The 18,346-nt window shown below is 52.6% G+C and carries 14 protein-coding genes; 4 read left to right on the forward strand and 10 right to left on the reverse strand.

What is annotated here, in order from left to right; translation table 11 throughout:
- Positions 1-28 precede the first annotated feature (28 nt).
- Positions 29-817, reverse strand: coding sequence for a hypothetical protein (locus PLD04_03695; protein HXK67421.1), 789 nt, complete (start codon positions 815-817; stop codon positions 29-31).
- Positions 818-1,045: 228 nt separating this feature from the next.
- On the opposite strand from PLD04_03695, the gene PLD04_03700 reads away from it, so the two are divergent.
- Positions 1,046-1,840 (forward strand): hypothetical protein, encoded by a 795-nt coding sequence (locus PLD04_03700; GenBank protein HXK67422.1) that lies wholly within the window; start codon positions 1,046-1,048, stop codon positions 1,838-1,840.
- Between the two features lie 57 nt (positions 1,841-1,897).
- On the opposite strand, the gene PLD04_03705 is transcribed toward PLD04_03700, so the two are convergent.
- The 8 genes from PLD04_03705 to PLD04_03740 form a co-directional block, all read right to left on the reverse strand.
- The gene (locus PLD04_03705) at positions 1,898-3,505 is read right to left on the reverse strand and encodes a carboxyl transferase domain-containing protein (GenBank protein ID HXK67423.1); all 1,608 of its coding nucleotides are present in this window, start codon (positions 3,503-3,505) and stop codon (positions 1,898-1,900) included.
- A complete protein-coding gene (locus tag PLD04_03710) occupies positions 3,492-3,893 on the reverse strand; it encodes a Zn-ribbon domain-containing OB-fold protein (GenBank protein ID HXK67424.1) in 402 nt (133 codons plus the stop codon). The genes PLD04_03705 and PLD04_03710 overlap by 14 nt, the downstream gene beginning before the upstream one ends.
- Positions 3,890-5,050, reverse strand: a complete 1,161-nt coding sequence (locus tag PLD04_03715) for a thiolase domain-containing protein (GenBank protein ID HXK67425.1) — start codon at positions 5,048-5,050, stop codon at positions 3,890-3,892. The genes PLD04_03710 and PLD04_03715 overlap by 4 nt, the downstream gene beginning before the upstream one ends.
- Before the next feature lie 14 nt (positions 5,051-5,064).
- On the reverse strand, positions 5,065-6,120 hold the full coding sequence (locus PLD04_03720) for a hydroxymethylglutaryl-CoA synthase (protein ID HXK67426.1): 1,056 nt from the start codon (positions 6,118-6,120) through the stop codon (positions 5,065-5,067).
- 116 nt (positions 6,121-6,236) lie between these two features.
- Complete coding sequence (locus tag PLD04_03725; GenBank protein HXK67427.1) at positions 6,237-6,743, reverse strand: DUF99 family protein; 507 nt, start codon at positions 6,741-6,743, stop codon at positions 6,237-6,239.
- A 37-nt stretch (positions 6,744-6,780) separates the two neighbouring features.
- Positions 6,781-7,848: a thioredoxin domain-containing protein gene (locus PLD04_03730; protein ID HXK67428.1), complete on the reverse strand. Its 1,068-nt coding sequence runs from the start codon at positions 7,846-7,848 to the stop codon at positions 6,781-6,783.
- Positions 7,849-8,026: 178 nt separating this feature from the next.
- Complete coding sequence (locus tag PLD04_03735) at positions 8,027-9,535, reverse strand: DnaJ domain-containing protein (protein ID HXK67429.1); 1,509 nt, start codon at positions 9,533-9,535, stop codon at positions 8,027-8,029.
- The gene (locus PLD04_03740; GenBank protein HXK67430.1) at positions 9,532-10,368 is read right to left on the reverse strand and encodes a universal stress protein; all 837 of its coding nucleotides are present in this window, start codon (positions 10,366-10,368) and stop codon (positions 9,532-9,534) included. Before PLD04_03740 ends, PLD04_03735 begins: the two co-directional genes overlap by 4 nt.
- A 224-nt stretch (positions 10,369-10,592) precedes the next feature.
- Between PLD04_03740 and speD the strand changes: the two genes are divergently transcribed.
- The 3 genes from speD (at position 10,593) to PLD04_03755 (ending at position 12,542) form a co-directional block, all read left to right on the forward strand.
- Entirely contained in the window at positions 10,593-10,973 is a 381-nt protein-coding gene (gene speD, locus PLD04_03745; protein HXK67431.1) for an adenosylmethionine decarboxylase, read from the forward strand.
- Between the two features lie 3 nt (positions 10,974-10,976).
- Positions 10,977-11,870 carry a polyamine aminopropyltransferase gene (gene speE, locus PLD04_03750; GenBank protein HXK67432.1) on the forward strand — a complete coding sequence of 298 codons (894 nt, stop codon included), beginning with the start codon at positions 10,977-10,979 and terminating at the stop codon, positions 11,868-11,870.
- A gap of 147 nt (positions 11,871-12,017) precedes the next feature.
- Entirely contained in the window at positions 12,018-12,542 is a 525-nt protein-coding gene (locus PLD04_03755) for an FHA domain-containing protein (protein HXK67433.1), read from the forward strand.
- Between the two features lie 24 nt (positions 12,543-12,566).
- Here the strand turns inward: PLD04_03755 and PLD04_03760 are convergent, their stop codons facing one another.
- Complete coding sequence (locus PLD04_03760; GenBank protein ID HXK67434.1) at positions 12,567-18,212, reverse strand: PAS domain S-box protein; 5,646 nt, start codon at positions 18,210-18,212, stop codon at positions 12,567-12,569.
- Positions 18,213-18,346: the final 134 nt, after the last annotated feature.

Below are 18,346 nucleotides of genomic sequence, written 5' to 3' on the forward strand. Positions count from 1 at the left end.
TCCTCTTTGTAAAGATGGGAGACAGATGTCACGATTCAATCAGCCACAGGCCGAACTGTTTGATCCATGCTCGATACCGGTAGAAGGCCCAGGTGAATCCCAGAGTCAGAACCGAATAGAAAAAGAAGAGCTGAGCGACAACCGAAAGGTCGACGCGAAGATAAATTTCCGCAAGCTGGCTGAAGTCCATCCAGTGCCCGCCGCCTTTCGCGGCATTTTCATAGTAATCCCTGAACTGCTCACTGTTGATGAGATCGTGGGCGAAGATGAAGTTCTGGATGTAGAGAAACCATCCACACATTCCGTAGAGGGGGCGTTCCAGGGGGACCTTGATCCCGGAACCGGAGAGAGCACGATAGAGGAAAAGGCTTCCAAACAGAATCTCCGTGCCGTGGCCCATGAAGAGGATCAGGGCGTCATGAAATCGTGAGAGGGAAAGGATAAGATGCAGAACGGCCAGGATCGTCAGGGCTCCAAGGAGCCTGCGGAAGGATCTCAGCCCATACCCTGCCCCGACATAGACTGCAGCAATCAGAAAGAGGAGGATTGCGCTGCGGCCATGGTGGAAGGAGAGGCCTCCGCCGTATGAAAAGTCAAAGGCAGGAAATGCGGGATAGCCGAATAGCCAGAAAAAGACGGTATGCCCGAGCTCATGGATCAGGGTGTTGAGATAGTGAAGAATGAATCGAAGGGGAGGAATTGCGGACACAATCACCGCAAGAAGAAACCCTGTTCCCAGGGCCTTCAGACCGTCCACCGAGAGGGGAACGGTCCTGGCCTGAAACGAATCCTGAGCAGGAGAGGGGAAGCGGGTCACACGTTCAGTATAGGTAAGCCGGTGGGGCTGCGTCAAATATCGATGCTTGGGGAACTAATCAACTTTGAAAAGGTCTTACAGTGTATGGAAGGTAACAGGTCCTTCATTCATACGAGTCGCCCGCTGCCGATTCTACTGCTGACGGTAGTGATTGTTCTGGTCTGGATTATGGTACGAGGATTCATACAATCGGAGCGAGTCACTGGAGAATGGGAGGCATTTGTTTCTATGGAGGGTGGGCATGTGGACCACTTTGTCTTTTCCCTCCGCCCATCCTGGAGAGGTTTGAAGGGGATTGTGCTCAGCTACCGTGATGGCCGGCGGATGCCGGACACCATGGTAAGCCGTATCCAATTCCACGACGATGTTGTGACCTTTCGGGTTCCATCCAGTGGTGTTCGTTTTAAAGGAACACTGGATCAGGAAGAGGGTCTGATTTCCGGTGTTCTTTTCAACCCGGACGGATCTTCCCGCCCATTTGATCTCATGCGGGTTAGGACCGTCTCAGGAGACCAGACAGGCAGGATCGTCGATTCCGCACCTCCTCCCGGGTATGAAACGCCCATGTTTCGGATTCGGACCCTCACACCTGCCGATGCGGAAATCGATTATTTGGCGGTTATGAAAAGCCGCGGCAGGATTCGTCAGATTCTGGGAGGTGACTGGCCTCCTGAGGATTTTTCCGTGCAAAAAAATCGTCGGGAACTGTCCCGGAAAATGAAGGACATGGAGGAGGGTAGAGCCTATACGTACACCGTGATGACACCGGATGAGAGCCGGGCTCTTGGTTGCATCTACATTATCCCGGAACGGTACGGCAATGTGGATGCCCACATCTTCTTCTGGGCCGAAGAAGGGGCGTGGCAGGAGGGAATGGAACCCATCCTGGAGGTGGCCGTAAGGGAGTGGCTGGTCCAGTCCTGGCCCTTTGAAAGAATTGACTTTCCCGGCCGCCATGAAGGAGTGATTCACCTCCGAGACCAGGACATTCCCGCGGCGGATCGTCTTATCCCCGTGCGATAAAAAACCGCCCCCGGAAAGGGGGCGGTGAAGGTTAATCAATTAATCGGAAGACCTTACCTACATCCGAAAGATGCCAAACCTGTGGTCCGGAATGGGGGCGTTGAGACTCATCGCGATAGACAATCCCAGAACATCCCGCGTTTCCACCGGGTCAATGATCCCATCATCCCACAGACGGGCGGTCGAATAATAACAGGAGGATTCGTAAGCATATTTATCCAGGATGGGTTTGCGGATCTCCTCCATCTCCTCCGGAGCCAGTGTCTTGCCCTTTGCTTCCAGTTGCTGCTGTTTGACCTGGGCCAGGACGTCTGCTGCCTGCTCGCCTCCCATGACGGATATTTTTGCCGTGGGCCACATGAAGAGCAGACGGGGAAGGTAGCCGCGGCCGCACATGGCGTAGTTTCCGGCACCGTGGGATGCCCCCACGATTACGGTGAACTTGGGTACCTGGGCCGTCGCAACGGCATGGACCATCTTGGCGCCGTCTTTTGCGATCCCCCCGTGCTCGTAATCTTTTCCCACGATAAAACCGGTGATGTTCTGCAGAAAGATCAGGGGAGTTTTACGAACGGAACACATGGAAATAAAGTGAGCGCCCTTCTGGCTGCTTTCGGAAAAGAGTACCCCGTTGTTGGCAACGATGCCCACGGGGTATCCGTGGATTCGTGCGAAGCCGGTTACCAGGGTGGAACCGTAGTAGGGTTTGAACTCGTGAAAGTAGGAGCCGTCGACGAGGCGGGCAATCACTTCCCGAATGTCGAAGGGTTTTCGAAAGTCCCTTGGCATGATCCCGTAGAGTTCCTCGGGATCGTAATAGGGATCTTCCGGCTCTTCACGATGAAGAGGAAACTTGATCGCCGGAGGGAGGTTCTCGATGATGTTCCGGGTGATTTCCAGGGCGTGCTCATCGTTCAGGGCATAATGGTCGGATACACCCGAGATCTTGCAGTGCACGTCGGCACCGCCAAGTTCTTCGGGGGTGACGTCGACACCGGTGGCAGCCTTTACCAGAGGCGGGCCCCCGATGAAGATGGTCCCCTGTTCCTTCACGATGACTGCCTCGTCGCTCATGGCGGGAAGATAGGCCCCTCCCGCCGTACAGAATCCAAGAACCGTGGAGATCTGCGAAATGCCCAGGGAAGACATTACGGCCTCATTGTAGAAAATCCTGCCGAAGTGTTCTTTATCGGGAAATGTGCCGGCCTGTTCGGGAAGGAAAATACCCCCGGAGTCTACCAGATAGACGCAGGGGAGGCGGTTTTCCTGGGCGATTTCCTGGGCCCGGATATGTTTTTTGATCGTCTCCGGAAAGTAGGTTCCGCCCTTGACCGTCGCATCATTGGCAATCACCATGACTTCGCGTCCGTTCACGAATCCGATTCCTGTAATCATCCCGGCTGCGGGGGCTTCGTCGTTGTACATGCCATTCGCGGCCAGAGCCGAAAGTTCGAGAAAGGGGGTACCGGGATCCAGTAATCGTTCAATTCGGTCCCTGGCCAGCAGCTTTCCCCGGGAAATGTGTTTTTCCCGATGATGAGGCGGTCCACCCTCCCTGGTTCGGTTCAGGACCTCCAGGTACTGAGTTCTGCGTTCCTGATAGAAATCCCGGTTCGCCCTGAATTCGGCGTCCGAGGTGTTGACGGTTGTCTTAAGCCGAAACATCGGGAACGAACTTGTACCCGTAGCAGAGAACTCCGGATAATCCGGCCTGCTGTATTTTCCGGAATTCGGTCTTCACGGCCATTCCGATAGCTATGGAGTCGGGATCCACATCAACGAGCTGTGCAAAGATCCGGGCTCCATTTTCCAACTCCACTACAGCCATGGCATAGGGGCTTTCATCGTCAAAGGCGGTGGGTGGTGTATGGATAACCGTAAAGGTCACAACCTTCCCTTTTCCGGGAAGAGAGGTGGGCGTGAACTCGCGGCCTCCACAGGCGGAACAGACCAGGCGTGGAGGAAAGAATACCTTACCACAGCCCTTGCAGGCATTGGCTTCCAGTCTGTACCTCTGGGGCTTTTCTCTCCAGATCCTTGCCGAAGTTGTCATGCGTTCACCTCCAGAATGTGTACGACGGCGCTTCCACCCGAGCCTCCCATGTTCTGGGCCAGGGCACGCCTGGCTCCCTGTACCTGGCGTTCGCCTGCTTCTCCCCGGAGCTGGGTGACGAGTTCGCAAATCTGGGCAATGCCGGTCGCGCCGACGGGATGTCCCTTCGATTTGAGGCCGCCCGAAGTGTTAATCGGTTTTTTCCCGCCGAGTGCGGTGTGTCCTTCGAGCTCAAAGGTGCCGCCCTTTCCACGTTCCGCAAAACCGAGGGCTTCGATCACCATGATTTCTGCGATCGTAAAGCAGTCGTGCACTTCCGCGAAATCGATATCTTCTGGGCCGATCCCGGCCATGGTGTACGCCTGCTTCGCGGCCTCCTCTGTCGCATTAAGCCAGAGAAGGTCATCACGCTGATAGAGGGCGATCGAATCCGTAGCCTGACCCGATCCGGCAATCGTCACAATGGGTTTTTTGCAGATTCTTTTTGCGTTCTCCAGGGTGGTCACGATGCAGGCCGCCGCACCATCCGTGATCGGGGAACAGTCGAAAAGGTGAAGAGGATGGGCTACCAGCGGGGAGTTGACAACCGTATCTTCGTCGATCGCAAGGCGATACTGGGCCCTGGGATTCTTCAATCCGTGGGCATGGTTTTTTATCGCAACCCTTGATAGCATTTGACGGGTCGTCCCGTACGCCGCCATGTGGGCGGTAGCCATCATGGCATAGAGTCCCGGAAAGGTAACCCCAAGGAAGGACTCGTAATCGGCATCCGCTGCCGTTCCCAGGGCGAAGGTCGCGTCTCCTCCGGAAACGTCGGTCATCTTTTCAACGCCGCCCGCTAAGACGATTTCATGCATGCCGGATGCAACGGCGGCGGCCGCACAACGCAGGGCTGCGCCGCCTGAAGCGCAGGCGGATTCCACTCGTGTTCCGGCAATATACTTTTGCCCGAGGTAATCGGCCATAAGGGATCCGATGTGCTCCTGGTTGTTAAAGAGTCCCGGGCTCATGGATCCGACGTAGAGCGCATCAACGTGATCGACGCCCGCATCCTTTACGGCTTCCAGGGAGGCTTCAACAAACAGGTCTCTCAGTGATTTTTCCCACAGTTCTCCGAACTGTGTCATTCCAATTCCGATAATGGCTATATCTTTCATGACTGTATCCCTTCCTAGCTCTCGTTGGCCTTACGGATCTTGTGACGGAACTTTGCATAGGATCCGTAGTCGAGATAGATCTGTCCCTTATCCAGGTAAAACCGGGTCGTCAACGCCTTTTTCTGGACAGCAGGAAGTTTATCTGTGGCGGTAAAAATGAACCCGTCGCTACCGGCACCGGAGCCGAACGAGGCCATGAAGATCTTGTCCCCGGGCCTGGCAACATCGAGAATGGCTGTCAGTCCAAGGGGTGAGGCTCCCGAGTAGGTATTTCCAAGGAGAGGCACAAGCCACCCGGTTTCCATCTGTTCCCGGGTGAAGCCGAGCATTTTTCCAACTCGCATCGGAAATTTTCCGTTGGGCTGATGAAATACGGCATAGGCAAAATCTGAAGGTTTCATTCCCGATTTTTCCAGCAGGGCTCTGGCGCAACCCGTGATGTGGTGAAAGTAAGCGGGTTCCCCGGTGAATCGGGCTCCATGCTGGGGATAGTGCTGATACTCCCTTCTCCAGAAATCGGGTGTGTCCGTCATGTAGGAATGGGTAAAGTCCACGGACGCAAGAACCCCTTCGCCTTTTCCGAAGATGAAGGCGGCCGCACCGGCTGCGGCTGAGTATTCAAGGGCATCACCGGGCGCTCCCTGACTGGTATCGGCTCCGATTCCCAGGGCAAAGTTCATCTCACCGGACTTAACGTGGGAATAGGCAATGTACATGCCTTCCGATCCTGCTTTGCATGCAAATTCAAGATCGGCACAGTGTATGTGGGGCGTGGCTCCGATAGCATCTCCCACGACTGTTCCCGAAGGCTTGACAGCATAGGGGTGAGATTCCGATCCGATGTAAATCGCACCGATGTCGGCAGGGTTGATTCCCGCCCGCTTCAGGGCGTTCCGCGCGGCTTCCACGGACATCGTGATGACGTCCTGATCTGGTGCAGGAACCGATTTTTGAGTAAGGGCAAGCCCACGTTTGTAGCTCTCCGCATCCGCACCCCAGACCTTGGCAATTTCGTCAGCCTTGATCCGGTATCGGGGAATATAAGAGCCGTAACCTATGATTCCGATCATGTACACCTCCTTAGATTGCTTGCATTTCCCGAGTTGGCAAACTCAAAGGACAGTGGGCAGAGTATAGCATAGCCCGACGGGGGATTTGCGTTGTTCTTTGATTCGTATTTCCAGTTTCAAGCTCTTCCTTTGCTTGCACCTGCACCGAATCCGCCGGCGATAAGATGCGCTGCCCGCAGTGCCTCCGGAATATGACCGCAAAGGGTTATTTCTGGAATAATGGATGCGATTTCCATTTCCTGTAATCCCGCCGTCTGAATGTAGAGCGGACCGACACGAAGGGGGATGCCCGCCCTTTCTATGACTTTATATCGGGCGGAAGGGCGGGAGAGGTTTCCGAGTGCGGAGCGAATGGATGCAAAGTCGGGTTTCTTGCGCATCGTGACAAGGACCGGCTTTCCGGTCATTCTGTGAAGGGTGTGGATGTCAACGATATTGAAACCGGCAAGGGTGATTCCATCGAGTACGACCAGGTCGATCTGGTGAAAAAAACGGCGGCCAATCATGGCCGCCAATTGTCTGGTTGCGTTCCATCCATCCTGGGTGATCGTGGTTGTAAGGACACCTTCCAGATAGTCACGTCCTCGATAGAGGGCACCCACGACCAGGACGTTGCGCGTCACGTCCCGTCGAAACGGGGCATCATCGATGCCCAGGACTCTAATTTGCTTTCTGTGCGGCGAATTCAAGCTCCTGATCGATGATCTCCTTGAACTGTTCCAGCGGCTGTGCGCCCCTCAGCAAACGACCGTTAATGAAAAAAGAGGGGGTTGCCGTCGCTCCAAGTATCTGAGCCTGTACGACATCGGCATCGATCTGGGCGGCGTATTTGTGTTCATCCATGCATTTTGTGAAGGCGTCGACATCCATACCCAGAGAACCCGCATACTCCTTGACTCCATCGGAATTCAGCTTGCTTCGGTTCTGATACATCCAGTCATGAAATTCCCAGAACTTTCCCTGATCCTTGGCACAGAGTGCGGCTTCAGCGGCAAATCGGGCGCTCTTGTGGAATTCGAGGGGCAGGTTTTTAAAAACGTGGAGAATCTTGCCGTCATAGTCTTTGGCGACCTGCTCGAGAGTAGACTGAACCCTTCCACAGTAGGGGCATTCGAAGTCGGAGTATTCCACCAGGACGATGGGTGCATCGGCCGGACCTTTTTTAGGGTCGTTCTCTGTAATCTTGACATCCAGGCGGGGAGGCTGGATAAAGGTTTTATACTTTGCCTTCGAGAGCAGCTCATTCTTGAAGATCTCCTCCTGCTGCTGAATCTTCTGGCCATCAAGGAATTCCATGACTTTCTGTCGGGCTTCCTTCTCATCCTGGGGAAGGCGGGACCGATATTGATTCAATGTCTGGGAGATCTCTTCTTCCGTCGGTTTGCCGGCTTTATCCGTTACGTTCTGCTTGTAATATTCTTCAACGGAAATGTTGAGAGCCGCAGCCTCTTTCTCCTGGAGCTTTAGAAAGATGTAATCCTTTAGACCTGAAGAGAGGATCTGATATTCCTGCTGACGGATCTGTCCCAGGGCGGGACCGAGAAATTCCTCCAGCTCAGACCGGGTAATGTCGGCGCCATTGAGTACGGCGACGCGATTGTCATTTGCCTTCTGAGCGGGAGTTTTTTTCGCGGCAGCGGGAGCTGCAGGCTGAGCCGTCTGTGTGACTGTAGAACAGCTGACACAGAGGAAAAGCATAAACATTCCGAAAAGACTTAGTACTTTCATCAAAACAACCTCCTGTGGTGCTCTGGCATGGGGCACATCATATCGGGTTTACCCATCCTTTGCAAGGATGACGGAACAATGGAAGGATCACCTCATACCCCGGACAGAAACGGATTCAGGGGGATGTCATTCCTTTGCTCCGATTGCAGGTACGTTCCGTCACATTGTACGGATTCGATCACATAAGCGTTGCCAGGCCAATTCCTAAGAGCAATCCCCCGAGAAAATAAAAGATCTCTTTCATGGGCAGGGTGCGATCGCTGATCTGAAGATATTGCCAGAACTTTTGAAGCCTCGTATTCGATGGATCGATGGAAAAGGCCTGTCTCATCGTCGTGTTGGCCTTGGCCTTCATCCCGTTTTCCCAGTAAAGAGAAGCAAGATCCGCCATGATATCTGTGCTCAGCGGGTCGAGATCCAGGGCCCGGCGATAGGAAAGTTCAGCCTCTTTCTGCTTTCCAGGAATTCGGCGCAGGATCTGTCCCATTTTGAAAAGGTAGAATGAGTTACCCGGGTCATTGTCTACGGACATCTGGATGGCCGTCATAGCATCGGCCAGCTTCCGATCGCTCAACATCCGCAGGGCATACTGGTAATTGGTCGACGCGGTCTTCAGCTTGACCTGGGTGTCTGAAGGGCTGTCAGCGGGTTCCTTTGAAGATTCTTTGGGGCGGGGTGCTTCCTTTCGGGTAAGGATATTGTAAGCACGGGTCAGTTCGAGGAAGATGGCTTCCAGCTGATGGGTCAGGTCGGTCAATGTTTCCTTAGAACTCTGATCGGGGTGGTAAATGGATAAGAGTGTCTCATACTGTCGCCGGATGTCTATGGGAGTAAAAGTGTCAGGAAGTTCAAGGAACTCATTGGGTTCCTGAATACCGATGTGATGGAATTTTTCGACAACCATTTTCCGGGTCAGGGTGAATTCTTCTCCCTCAGCCTTCTGCGGGATCGACAGTGAATCCCGGGCGGGAGGCGTGCTGGATACTTCAAGGAGGCCGGCCATGACCAGGCCGAAAATCGTTTTCAATAGCTGGAAACGATCGATTTGAGGATTGGATTCCAGAATCTGCTCGATTCGAGGGCCTTTATCGGCGTGGTGCAGGATTGTCTTTTCCAGACGATTGGTGCTGGCCTGCTGATAACGCAACCGGACATCCTGGCTCAGGTGGAGGAATTTCTGCGGGTTGTCGATAACTCGGTCGATGGCCAATGGAGAGTCGATGGCACGGGAAGCTGCAAGAATCAGGTCCGCAGTTGTTTTTGAAGGCAGAATCTTCCAGCTTACGACCTGTACTTCCGGTCGGAAAGTGACATCGACTTTACGGGATTTGAAAAGCTGGACGAGGGTCTGTTCGAGTTTTCGGTTCAGCTGGTCTATGATCATTTCCTGCTGAGCCAGGCCCATATCAACCAGGAGACTGCCGAGAGGCCTTCCTTTTGTCGTATCAACCGCTTCCTGGGCCAGCTCGACATCCCAGGGGCTGATCAGGCCGGATTTAATGATCAACTGGGAGAGGGATTCCTCCGAGTTGGACGAAGAAAGGGCCATAATTCTTCCTTTGTCCAGGATGAAATTGTACGTTGTATCATCATCTTTGACCTCCACCTGGCCGCTTCGTCCTTCAATGTGCAGCTTGGAGAGGATGAGAGGGAAATAGGGAGTCGAACTCTGTTCAAAGATTTTCATGGTACACAATATACAGGAATCTGGGTTCGGTTGACGACAAATTCGGCTGTCGATCCCAGGAGAAGCTCCCGAATGCGGCTATGGCCACGGAGCCCCAGAAAGAGCATGGAGGAAGGCTGGTCAGCAATGAACTCTACGAGACTTTCTTCGACAGGTCCCTTGAGAAATTCAGCTTGAATCTCCAGATGATAAGGTTCAAGGTAGGAGGAGGCTCCTTTCAGAATATCAGGAGCCTGTCTGTCATCTTCCCCCGCATGGACCACGGTAAGGGGAACATTCAGCTTTTCACCAAACCTTGCGGCGTGAGATAGTGCTTTATAGGAAGAATCTGATCCATCGTAAGCAACGATAAATTTCTCCGGCGGCGATGCTCGATCCGGGACAATAATAAGGGGGCGTGATGTCCGTCGAAGGATATATTCTGCGGTCGATCCCATACGATCGGGATGAAATGCCGCATTCACTCCCTTGCGGCCAAGAATCAGCAGGTCCACTTTACGAGAGGCTTCCAGGAGAGAGGTTCCAACGGTTCCAATTACACTGCTCACCGAGCACGACACTGAAAATCGTTCACAGAAGTCGATAAAATTCTGTACGATAAGATCTCCAAGATCAGAAAGAATTTTCTCTTCCTGAGCGGCGTAATTACCAAATGGCTCGAAACCCATGGATCCCGCAATATCAGCCATATACTCGGCCTTCAGGTGCGTTGTGTCGACAACGTGAAGGGCGTCCACCTTCGCCCCCCATAGATCGGAAACCCAGAAGGCAAGGTTGCTCGCATTCCGGGCAATTTCACTTCCGTCGATCCCGAGAAGAAGATGCTTTATCATGTCGCCTCCTCCATAGTTCGTACTGCAGGCGTACCTGTTCTCCCTGGTTCGAAAATAATATGCTGTTTGTCATTATACAGGACTTTCAAAGCCCCGGGATAGTTGATTCGGAATTACCGGGAATATTTTTATTCATGCCATGTTTTCTTGATCCGGGTAACCGTGTATAATATGCGCTCGTGATTCGGTGCCAGGGCAATTGTCCGGCAGAGAGGAGGTGAATATTGAAAGCGTTAGGCCTGCATCTGTTGATTGAACTCCATAACTGTGATTCTAAGCTTCTCAACAATGAAGCCATGTTGAGAAAGATCCTTTATACGATTGCGCGCCGAAGTGGCATGACCCCGTTGAAAGATTCTTTTCATGCCTTTACGCCCCACGGAGTGTCAGGTGTTGTACTCCTGGCGGAATCCCACGTCTCTGTCCACACGTGGCCGGAACTGGGTTACGCGGCGGTAGATTTCTTCACCTGTAATCTTGAGACCGATTTGTCCCTTGTTGAGAGGATGATGCTTGAATCCTTCAAGCCCTCTCACCATGAAGTGATTGTCCAGGATCGGGGTGAGCATGTTCACGTGCCCCAGCGTGTGATCTGCGCTGACTGATTCATGAACTCTTCCCCTCAAAGACATCAGGATATCTGGTGGTCTGATATCGAAGGACCTGGAATGAAGGTTTCGATTCGGGTCAGAAAAGTTCTTCACCAGGAAGAGACTCCGTTTCAATCCCTTCTGATTTTTGAGTCTCTCGATCTCGGGAATGTGCTGGTTCTGGATGGAGCCCTGCAAACGACGCAGAAAGATGAATATTTTTACCATGAACAGTTGATCCATCCGGCGATCATGGTTGCACCGGATCGAGGGTTGGATGTTCTCCTGATCGGAGGAGGGGATGGGGGAGCGGCGAGGGAAATTCTCAAGCACCCCTCCATTCGAAATCTCCATATGGTTGAGATCGATGAACGGGTCGTCACCATGTGCAGAGAGTACTTCCCTGAATTATGGAAGGATGCCAGGGGTCAGGACATTATGAAGGATCCCCGGTACAGCCTGACCATCGGAGATGGTCTCGAGTGGGTAAGAAACATGAAGAATACGGGACAGAAGGTCGATATCGTCTATGCGGATGTGTCCGATCCTACGGGGCCGTCCCTGAGCATCTTCGGAACTGAATTTTACAGAAATGTTCAGGCTGTGTTGCAGGAAGACGGTATCTTTGCGTTCCAGGCCGAGAGTCCTCTCGGCATGGGATCGGTTCACGAACAGATTCTTACCTGCGCACGCAGTGTTTTTGGAAAGGTTTTTCGCTATACCGGTCCCGTTCCAACCTATCCGGGAGGGATGTGGTCTTTCGGATTTTGCAGTTCGAAAAATCCTTTACTGACGTCCCCACAATCCTTTGCTGAAGTCGTGGACCGCTATGAAGCCTTATTGGAGAGAGGAATCTCTTTACGTTTTTATGATCCGTGGTGGCATCGCCACGCCTTTACAGACTTTGTGTGAAATATATTTCACTTGAAGTGAAAAGTTTTTCATTTTAGTTCTTCGGGTAGGATTCGGAAAACGCCTTTCCTGGTTCATCCTGTTTTGATGGAAGTGATTTTTCCCCTCATAAAAAAACCTGGCATCTTTCTTGCTTAGTTCTTCAACATGTGGACATTGATCTGCAGGGCTCCCTCGGGTGAAAAGCACATTTATCTCGAGAATGAAGAGTACGCCATTGGATCAGACCCGACATGTGACATCTATCTTCCATTTCCCGGCGTACGAAGAGTCCACGCGCTCCTGACTCGAGATACACACTCATATTTTATCCACCCGTTGAAGGGTGTCGCAAAGCCCATGCTGAACGAAAAGGCGATTCATGATCCTGTTTCCCTGAAGGATGGGGACCGGTTCAGCCTTGGTGACGTGGTGCTGGAAATTCAAATGAAAAAAGCAGAACCGCTGGCCATGGAGTCTCTGTGGCTCAGCGCGCTGGCGAAGATTCTGGAGCAATATGTGAGTGTCCTGGGTGTTCTGGATCTTGAAACGTTACTGGACCTTGTCCGGCAAATCGCTCTCAAGGAGTCGTTGAAGAGGACAAATGGCAATATCCGGGCGGCTGCTGATCTTCTTGGCATATCCAGAAACGGACTGTACCACCTGATGGATCGACTCGACATTCATCGTTAGGCCGAGAATTTCGAAGGAAATAATTTAGTCGAAGAGAATAGTGGAAATGTCAAATTGCTTCACGAAATCAGCAGCATCTCTGGCCGTCAGGGGACGTGAAATATGGTACCCCTGGGCATAGTTGCATCCCAGATCTTTTAGCGCACGGATCTGCTCGGCCATCTCGACGCCCTCTCCCATGACCTTCATATTCAGGTGATGGCCCAGCGAAATAATAGTAGATACGATTTCCGAACGGTCTTTGGGAGACTTCATCTTCATAATGAAAGATCGATCAATTTTCAGAAAATCCAGAGGAAACTGATGCAGGTAACTCAAGGATGAATATCCAGTGCCAAAATCATCCACCAGGAGCTTGACTCCCAGTGCCTTCAGCTGAAACAGGGTGGATGTGACATCTTCTACCCGTTCCATGATCATACCTTCGGTGATCTCCAGGCCAAGAGAGTCGGGAGAAAGGTTGCATATGCGGAGGGTTTCACCGATGAATTCGGGAAGGTCAGGCTGGTAGAGAATGTGGTTGGAGAGGTTAACGGTGCAGGACAGATCTGCGCTTTCCTTCGTGAGGGATTTCCATTCCGAAAGTTGCCGGCATGTTTCTCCAATGACCCACCGATCAATCTCCGCCATATAGCCGGCATCGGTTGCGATCGTAAGGAAGTCATCAGGTGTCATCAATCCCCGCTCCGGATGCTTCCATCGTATGAGGGCTTCAAAACCGTGAACTTTGGACAGATCCAGGTTAATAATCGGTTGGTAATGAAGGTTGAATTCCTTCCGGTTTAACGCGGATCGGAGCTCGTTCTCAAGCTTGAGGATGGATACGGCCCGGGCATGCATGCCGGCTTCAAAGATGGCGTAGGAGCCTCTGCCCAGAACTTTTGCCTTGTACATGGCTGATTCGGCATCCCGGAGATAGAGCTCCGGGCGGCTGTGAGCGATATGACTGAAGGAAATTCCGATACAGGCTGAGGTGTAGATTTCATGTTCGCCAATCGTGATGGGAGACTGGAAAGAGGTCAGGATCCGATCTGCCAGACGCGTAACCTCGGAAGGATCTTCAACATCCTCGACCAGGATGGCGAACTCGTCTCCTCCGAGCCTTGCAACCGTGTCTCCGGGAAGGAGGCTGCCGCGGATTAATTCTCCGGTTCGTATCAACAGACGATCTCCGATGAGGTGCCCCAGGCTTTCGTTTATCACCTTGAATCGATCCAGATCGATGTGCAGAACAGCAAATGTGGTTTCTTCACTGCGACGGGTGCGCTCGATCGCCTGACCGAGACGGTCGGTGAAAAGTGCACGGTTGGGAAGAAGGGTCAGTGCATCGTGAAACGCGTCATGGAGAAGCTGCTCCTCTGCTCTCTTCCGATCGGTGATGTCGGTCTGGGACCCCGCCATTCGTATGGGACGGTTTTCCTCATCCCGCACGGCCATGCCCCTGGCAAGAACCCAGCGGTAGGTACCATCCCGATGGACGATTCGGAATTCTCTTTCAAAATGGGGCTCGAGGCCAGCCAGGTGAGCCTGAAAAGCACTTTCCACTTCCAGCCTGTCATCCTCATGAATCCGTTCCAGCCATTCTCCAGGTTTGCTGCTTATCTCTTCCTCCGCAAATCCAAGCATCGATTTCCACCGGGGTGAATAATAAACCGTGTCATGCTTTAAATCCCAATCCCAGAGGCCGTCGTTGGCGCCTTTTGCAGCCAGTGCATAGCGGAGTTCACTTTCCTGAAGAGCCGTTTCAGATTTTTTCCGGTTTGAAGATTCTACCGCAAGGGAAACAAGGTCGGCCATCGATGCCGCGAAGAGTTCCTCATCAAATTCCCACGCTCTTCTTGGGCCAATATGTTCATGACAGAGGATCCCGATCACTTCTCCGCCGATACGGATCTGGGCATCGATCATGGAGGAAATGTGGTTTGGTTTCAGGTAGCCATTTGCAAATTCTCGCGTTCGGGGATCGGTGAGCACGTCGTCGGTGGCTATCGTGCGGGATTCCCGGATCGATTTAAAATAGACCGGGAAATCCGCGACGGCGAGCTGGATACCGGAATCGTGAAAATCATCGCTTCGCGAATAGAGGTCAATACAGTCTAATTGTTTTCCGTCGCCCGAGAACATCCATACACTGACGCGCTCGACATCAAGGGTCTCTGCGGCTTTCCGGGTAACCTGACGGATGAAAGCAGGGAGATCGCCATGGGAAAGCTCGGCGCTTTTCGTCAGATCCAGCAGAACCCTGTTCTGGGTTCGAAGACGGTGATCACTGTCGCGAATAATGCTCTCCGCCCTTTTTCGATCCGTGATGTCGCGGCCGATTCCCTGTAAGGTTCCATCGGGTAGACGGACTGCGGAGATTTCCACGGGGAATTCCGTTCCATCTTTTCTTTTGAATGTCCGCTCAAGAAGGACCGCACGCTTTTCCCGTAAAGACGGTATCTGAAGGGGAAGGCGTTTCAGATCTCGCTCTGGAATCAGTTCAGTGTACAATTTTCCGATTAATTCTTCCTTTGAATACCCTGTCATATTGCATGCAGCCTGGTTGACCTGGAGAATTCGGGCATCGTCACTGACAATGTAGATGGCATCGGAAGCCTGTTCGATGAGCGTCCGATAACGTACTTCACTTTCGATCACTGCACGCTGGGATTTGACGATCGATGTAATATCTTCCACGGTTCCATCGTAGTACAGTACTTCTCCGGCGTCGTTCCGAACGACAGTCGAATTTTCCCTGACAAAGAGAGAGGAACCATCTTTCCTTTTCCACTCCGCCTCAAACCCCTGAATCGTTCCTGAAGCATGGATGACTTCCAGAAATTCTTTTCTGGTGCATGCATCTTTGTATCCCGATTCTCGGACATCGATGGAAGAGAGGTCCTCAAACGATGAATAACCCAGCATGGAAACCAGCGCAGGATTCGCCATCAATACCTTTCCGTCAGGCGAAGTCCGATAGATCCCGATGAGGGCGTTTTCATAGAGGCTTCGGAATCGTTCCTCCGATTCACGGATTCGTTCCTCCGAGAGCTTCTTTTCCGTAATGTCATCTTCGATCCCGATCATGTGCGTGATCGCGCCGTCATCATCTTTCAGAGGAGAAACGGTGAGGTGGACCCAGAATAGTTCACCGGTCTTTTTCCGATTCACAAGTTCTCCAGACCAGACGTCACCTGCTTTCACCGTTCTCCAAAGGTTCTCATGTACCTGCGGATCGTGATAGTCGGATTGAAGAATATCCGGTGTCTTCCCGATTGCCTCTTCTCGCGGCCAGCCGGTCACCTGGACGAAACGCTCGTTTACGTACTCGATCGCCCCTTCTGGATTGGTAATAATGATAATACTGCCACTTTGCTCCACGGCACTGGAAAGCATGCGCAGTTGAGCCTGTGTCTTTCTTTCCCGGGTCGTATCTCGAATCGTTCCAAGGGTGGCAGGGGCGCCCATGTACTGGATTAATCCTGCTGTGATGTGACAGTAAAGACGATGGCCCTCTTTGTGAATGAGGCGGATGTCATATTCAGAGGGAATGCTTTCCCCTGCCTGCCTTCGTGCATATCGGTCCAGCACCATCTCCTTGTCTTCGGGCGCGAGGATGTCTTCGTACGACACGGCCATAAACTCGGGGTGGGTGTAGCCCAGCATTTCGGCAAAGGCCTCGTTGGCGAAGATCATCTTTTGCCCCTGAAGGAGAAAAACGCCGTCGTGGATGTGCTCCACCAGAGTGCGGTAATGTTCTTCCGATTCCTTCAGCCTCTGTTCTGACCGCTTCTGATCCGTGATGTCTTTCAGGGTTCCCAGGCTGGCCACGCTGCCTTTGTAATTCAACAGACCGACGTGCATGAAAACATGGACGCGGGAACCATTCCGGTGGAGAAGCCTGAATTCGTATTCATCCGGAACGTCCTCTCCAGCCTGGCGTTTTGTGTACCGATCCACTACCCAGTCGTGGTCCTCCGGGGCGATGATGGAGTCGAAGGGGAGGGAAAGCAGGTCATTGGAACTCATTCCGACCATGCGGGCGAAAGCTTCGTTGACGTATTTGAAAATGTTGTCCTGGATTAGAAAGACACCATCTTGGATGTTTTGAAGGAGAGTCCGGTAGTGTTCCTCCGATTCCCGAATTTTTTCTTCCGCCTGCTTCGACTCCGTGATATCACGTACAATTCCGCAGATGGAGTGAACCCTGTCCCCTTCCATCTCCAGAGGGACCTGTACGGTATGAAAATAGTGGATTTTTCCACCAATGGTCAGTTCTCGAATTTCATCGACGATCTCTCCGCTGAAAGCCGCATTATCGACTTCCCGAATAATGGTGGCCGCTTCCGGAGGAAAGAGATCTTCAGGACACTTGCCCAGAAGCTCTCTCTGGGAGACTCCAAAGAGACGGGCCATGGAAGGATTGACAAAGGTGTACCTGCGGTCCATGTCCTTTATGAAGATGGAGTCTCGCGCGGTTTCGGTGATGGCTCTAAACCGCGCCTCGCTCTCTTTTACCTTCTTTTCGGCCCTGCGAAGTTCTTCAAGGTTTCTTACAAGAGCGACGGCAATGGGTTCATTTTTTCCCGTGCGCAGAACTTCTCCGATTCTCCGGAGGCGGACTTCCACGGGAAACTGCGTACCGTCGGCTCTTTTTGCCATCCATTCCACATCGACGGATTCCCCGTCCAGGGCTCGTTTGACATATTGAAAGGCCTGCTCCTTTGTGCACCCGTCTCCCATGAACTGTTCGGGATCGTTCTGAAGGATTGCATCCTTAGAACATTGATACGCCTTCAGGACGTTGGCATTGACGTCGATCAGGCGTCCATCCGCTCCGTGGATAAAGATCATGTCGGGGGATGCATCGTAAATCGCCTGGAGAAAATCTCTCGCTTCCCTCAGGGATTCTTCCGCATGAACTCTCTCGGTCACATCCTCACCCGATGAGAGGGTGTGCGTGATGAACCCGTTCTCATCCCGGAGGTAGGTGTTGCGCCATTCGATCAGCCGCTCATCCCCCTTCCTGGTCCGGACCGGGTTGGCGTATTCAGTGAAGGCCTGGACCTGCCCGTGGATCAGGGATTCAAATACTCCCTTCAGCTCTCCCGCCATCCGGGAGGGAATAAAGGAGTCAAACCAGTTCTTTCCCACAATTTCAGAGACGGAATAGCCAAGAATTTCAGCACCCTTCCTGTTGATATGGACAATTTGTGCCTGTGGATTCAGAATTAGAAGGATTACGTTTGCGACATCAAAATACTTCTGAGCCAGGTCGCGCTGGTGTTCCAGCTCCCGGATGACCGCGATCCTCTCGCTAATGTCTCGAAAAAGTCCCAGAACATGGGTCTTTCCCTCAATTACGAGATTTTTTGCGCTGATTTCGACCGGGATGCGCTTTCCGCTGGAATGAACCACTTCCAGCGGCTCGGATATCGCTTTCCCTAAAGCCTTATGATCCTGGAAAATCTTTCTGTAGCGCTCCCGATCTTCGGGCGGGTGCAGTTCTGACTGATGCTTTCCCAGGATCTGGTCCCGGGGCAGTCCGAGCAGTTCCTCAGACCGGTGGTTGATTTCTACGATCACGCCCCTGTCGTCGGCGATAAAAATGGCATCGTTCGCACTGTCCAGAAACGAACGTGCTTCCTCCGGCAGATGGAAGATTCCTGAATCAGACTCAGGGTCCATTGTACTTTAACCGCGGGTTGAGAATTTCATGTGCGCACATCCTGAACACTCGGGCCAGTATAGCACAGTGAGATGGCTTTCAATCCATTGCCGGGTACGGAACGAGTTGATATACTGGCTGAAACAAACGGGGG

It is taken from the genome of Thermoanaerobaculia bacterium, from assembly GCA_035593605.1.
Classification (GTDB): Bacteria; Acidobacteriota; Thermoanaerobaculia; order UBA2201; family DAOSWS01; genus DAOSWS01.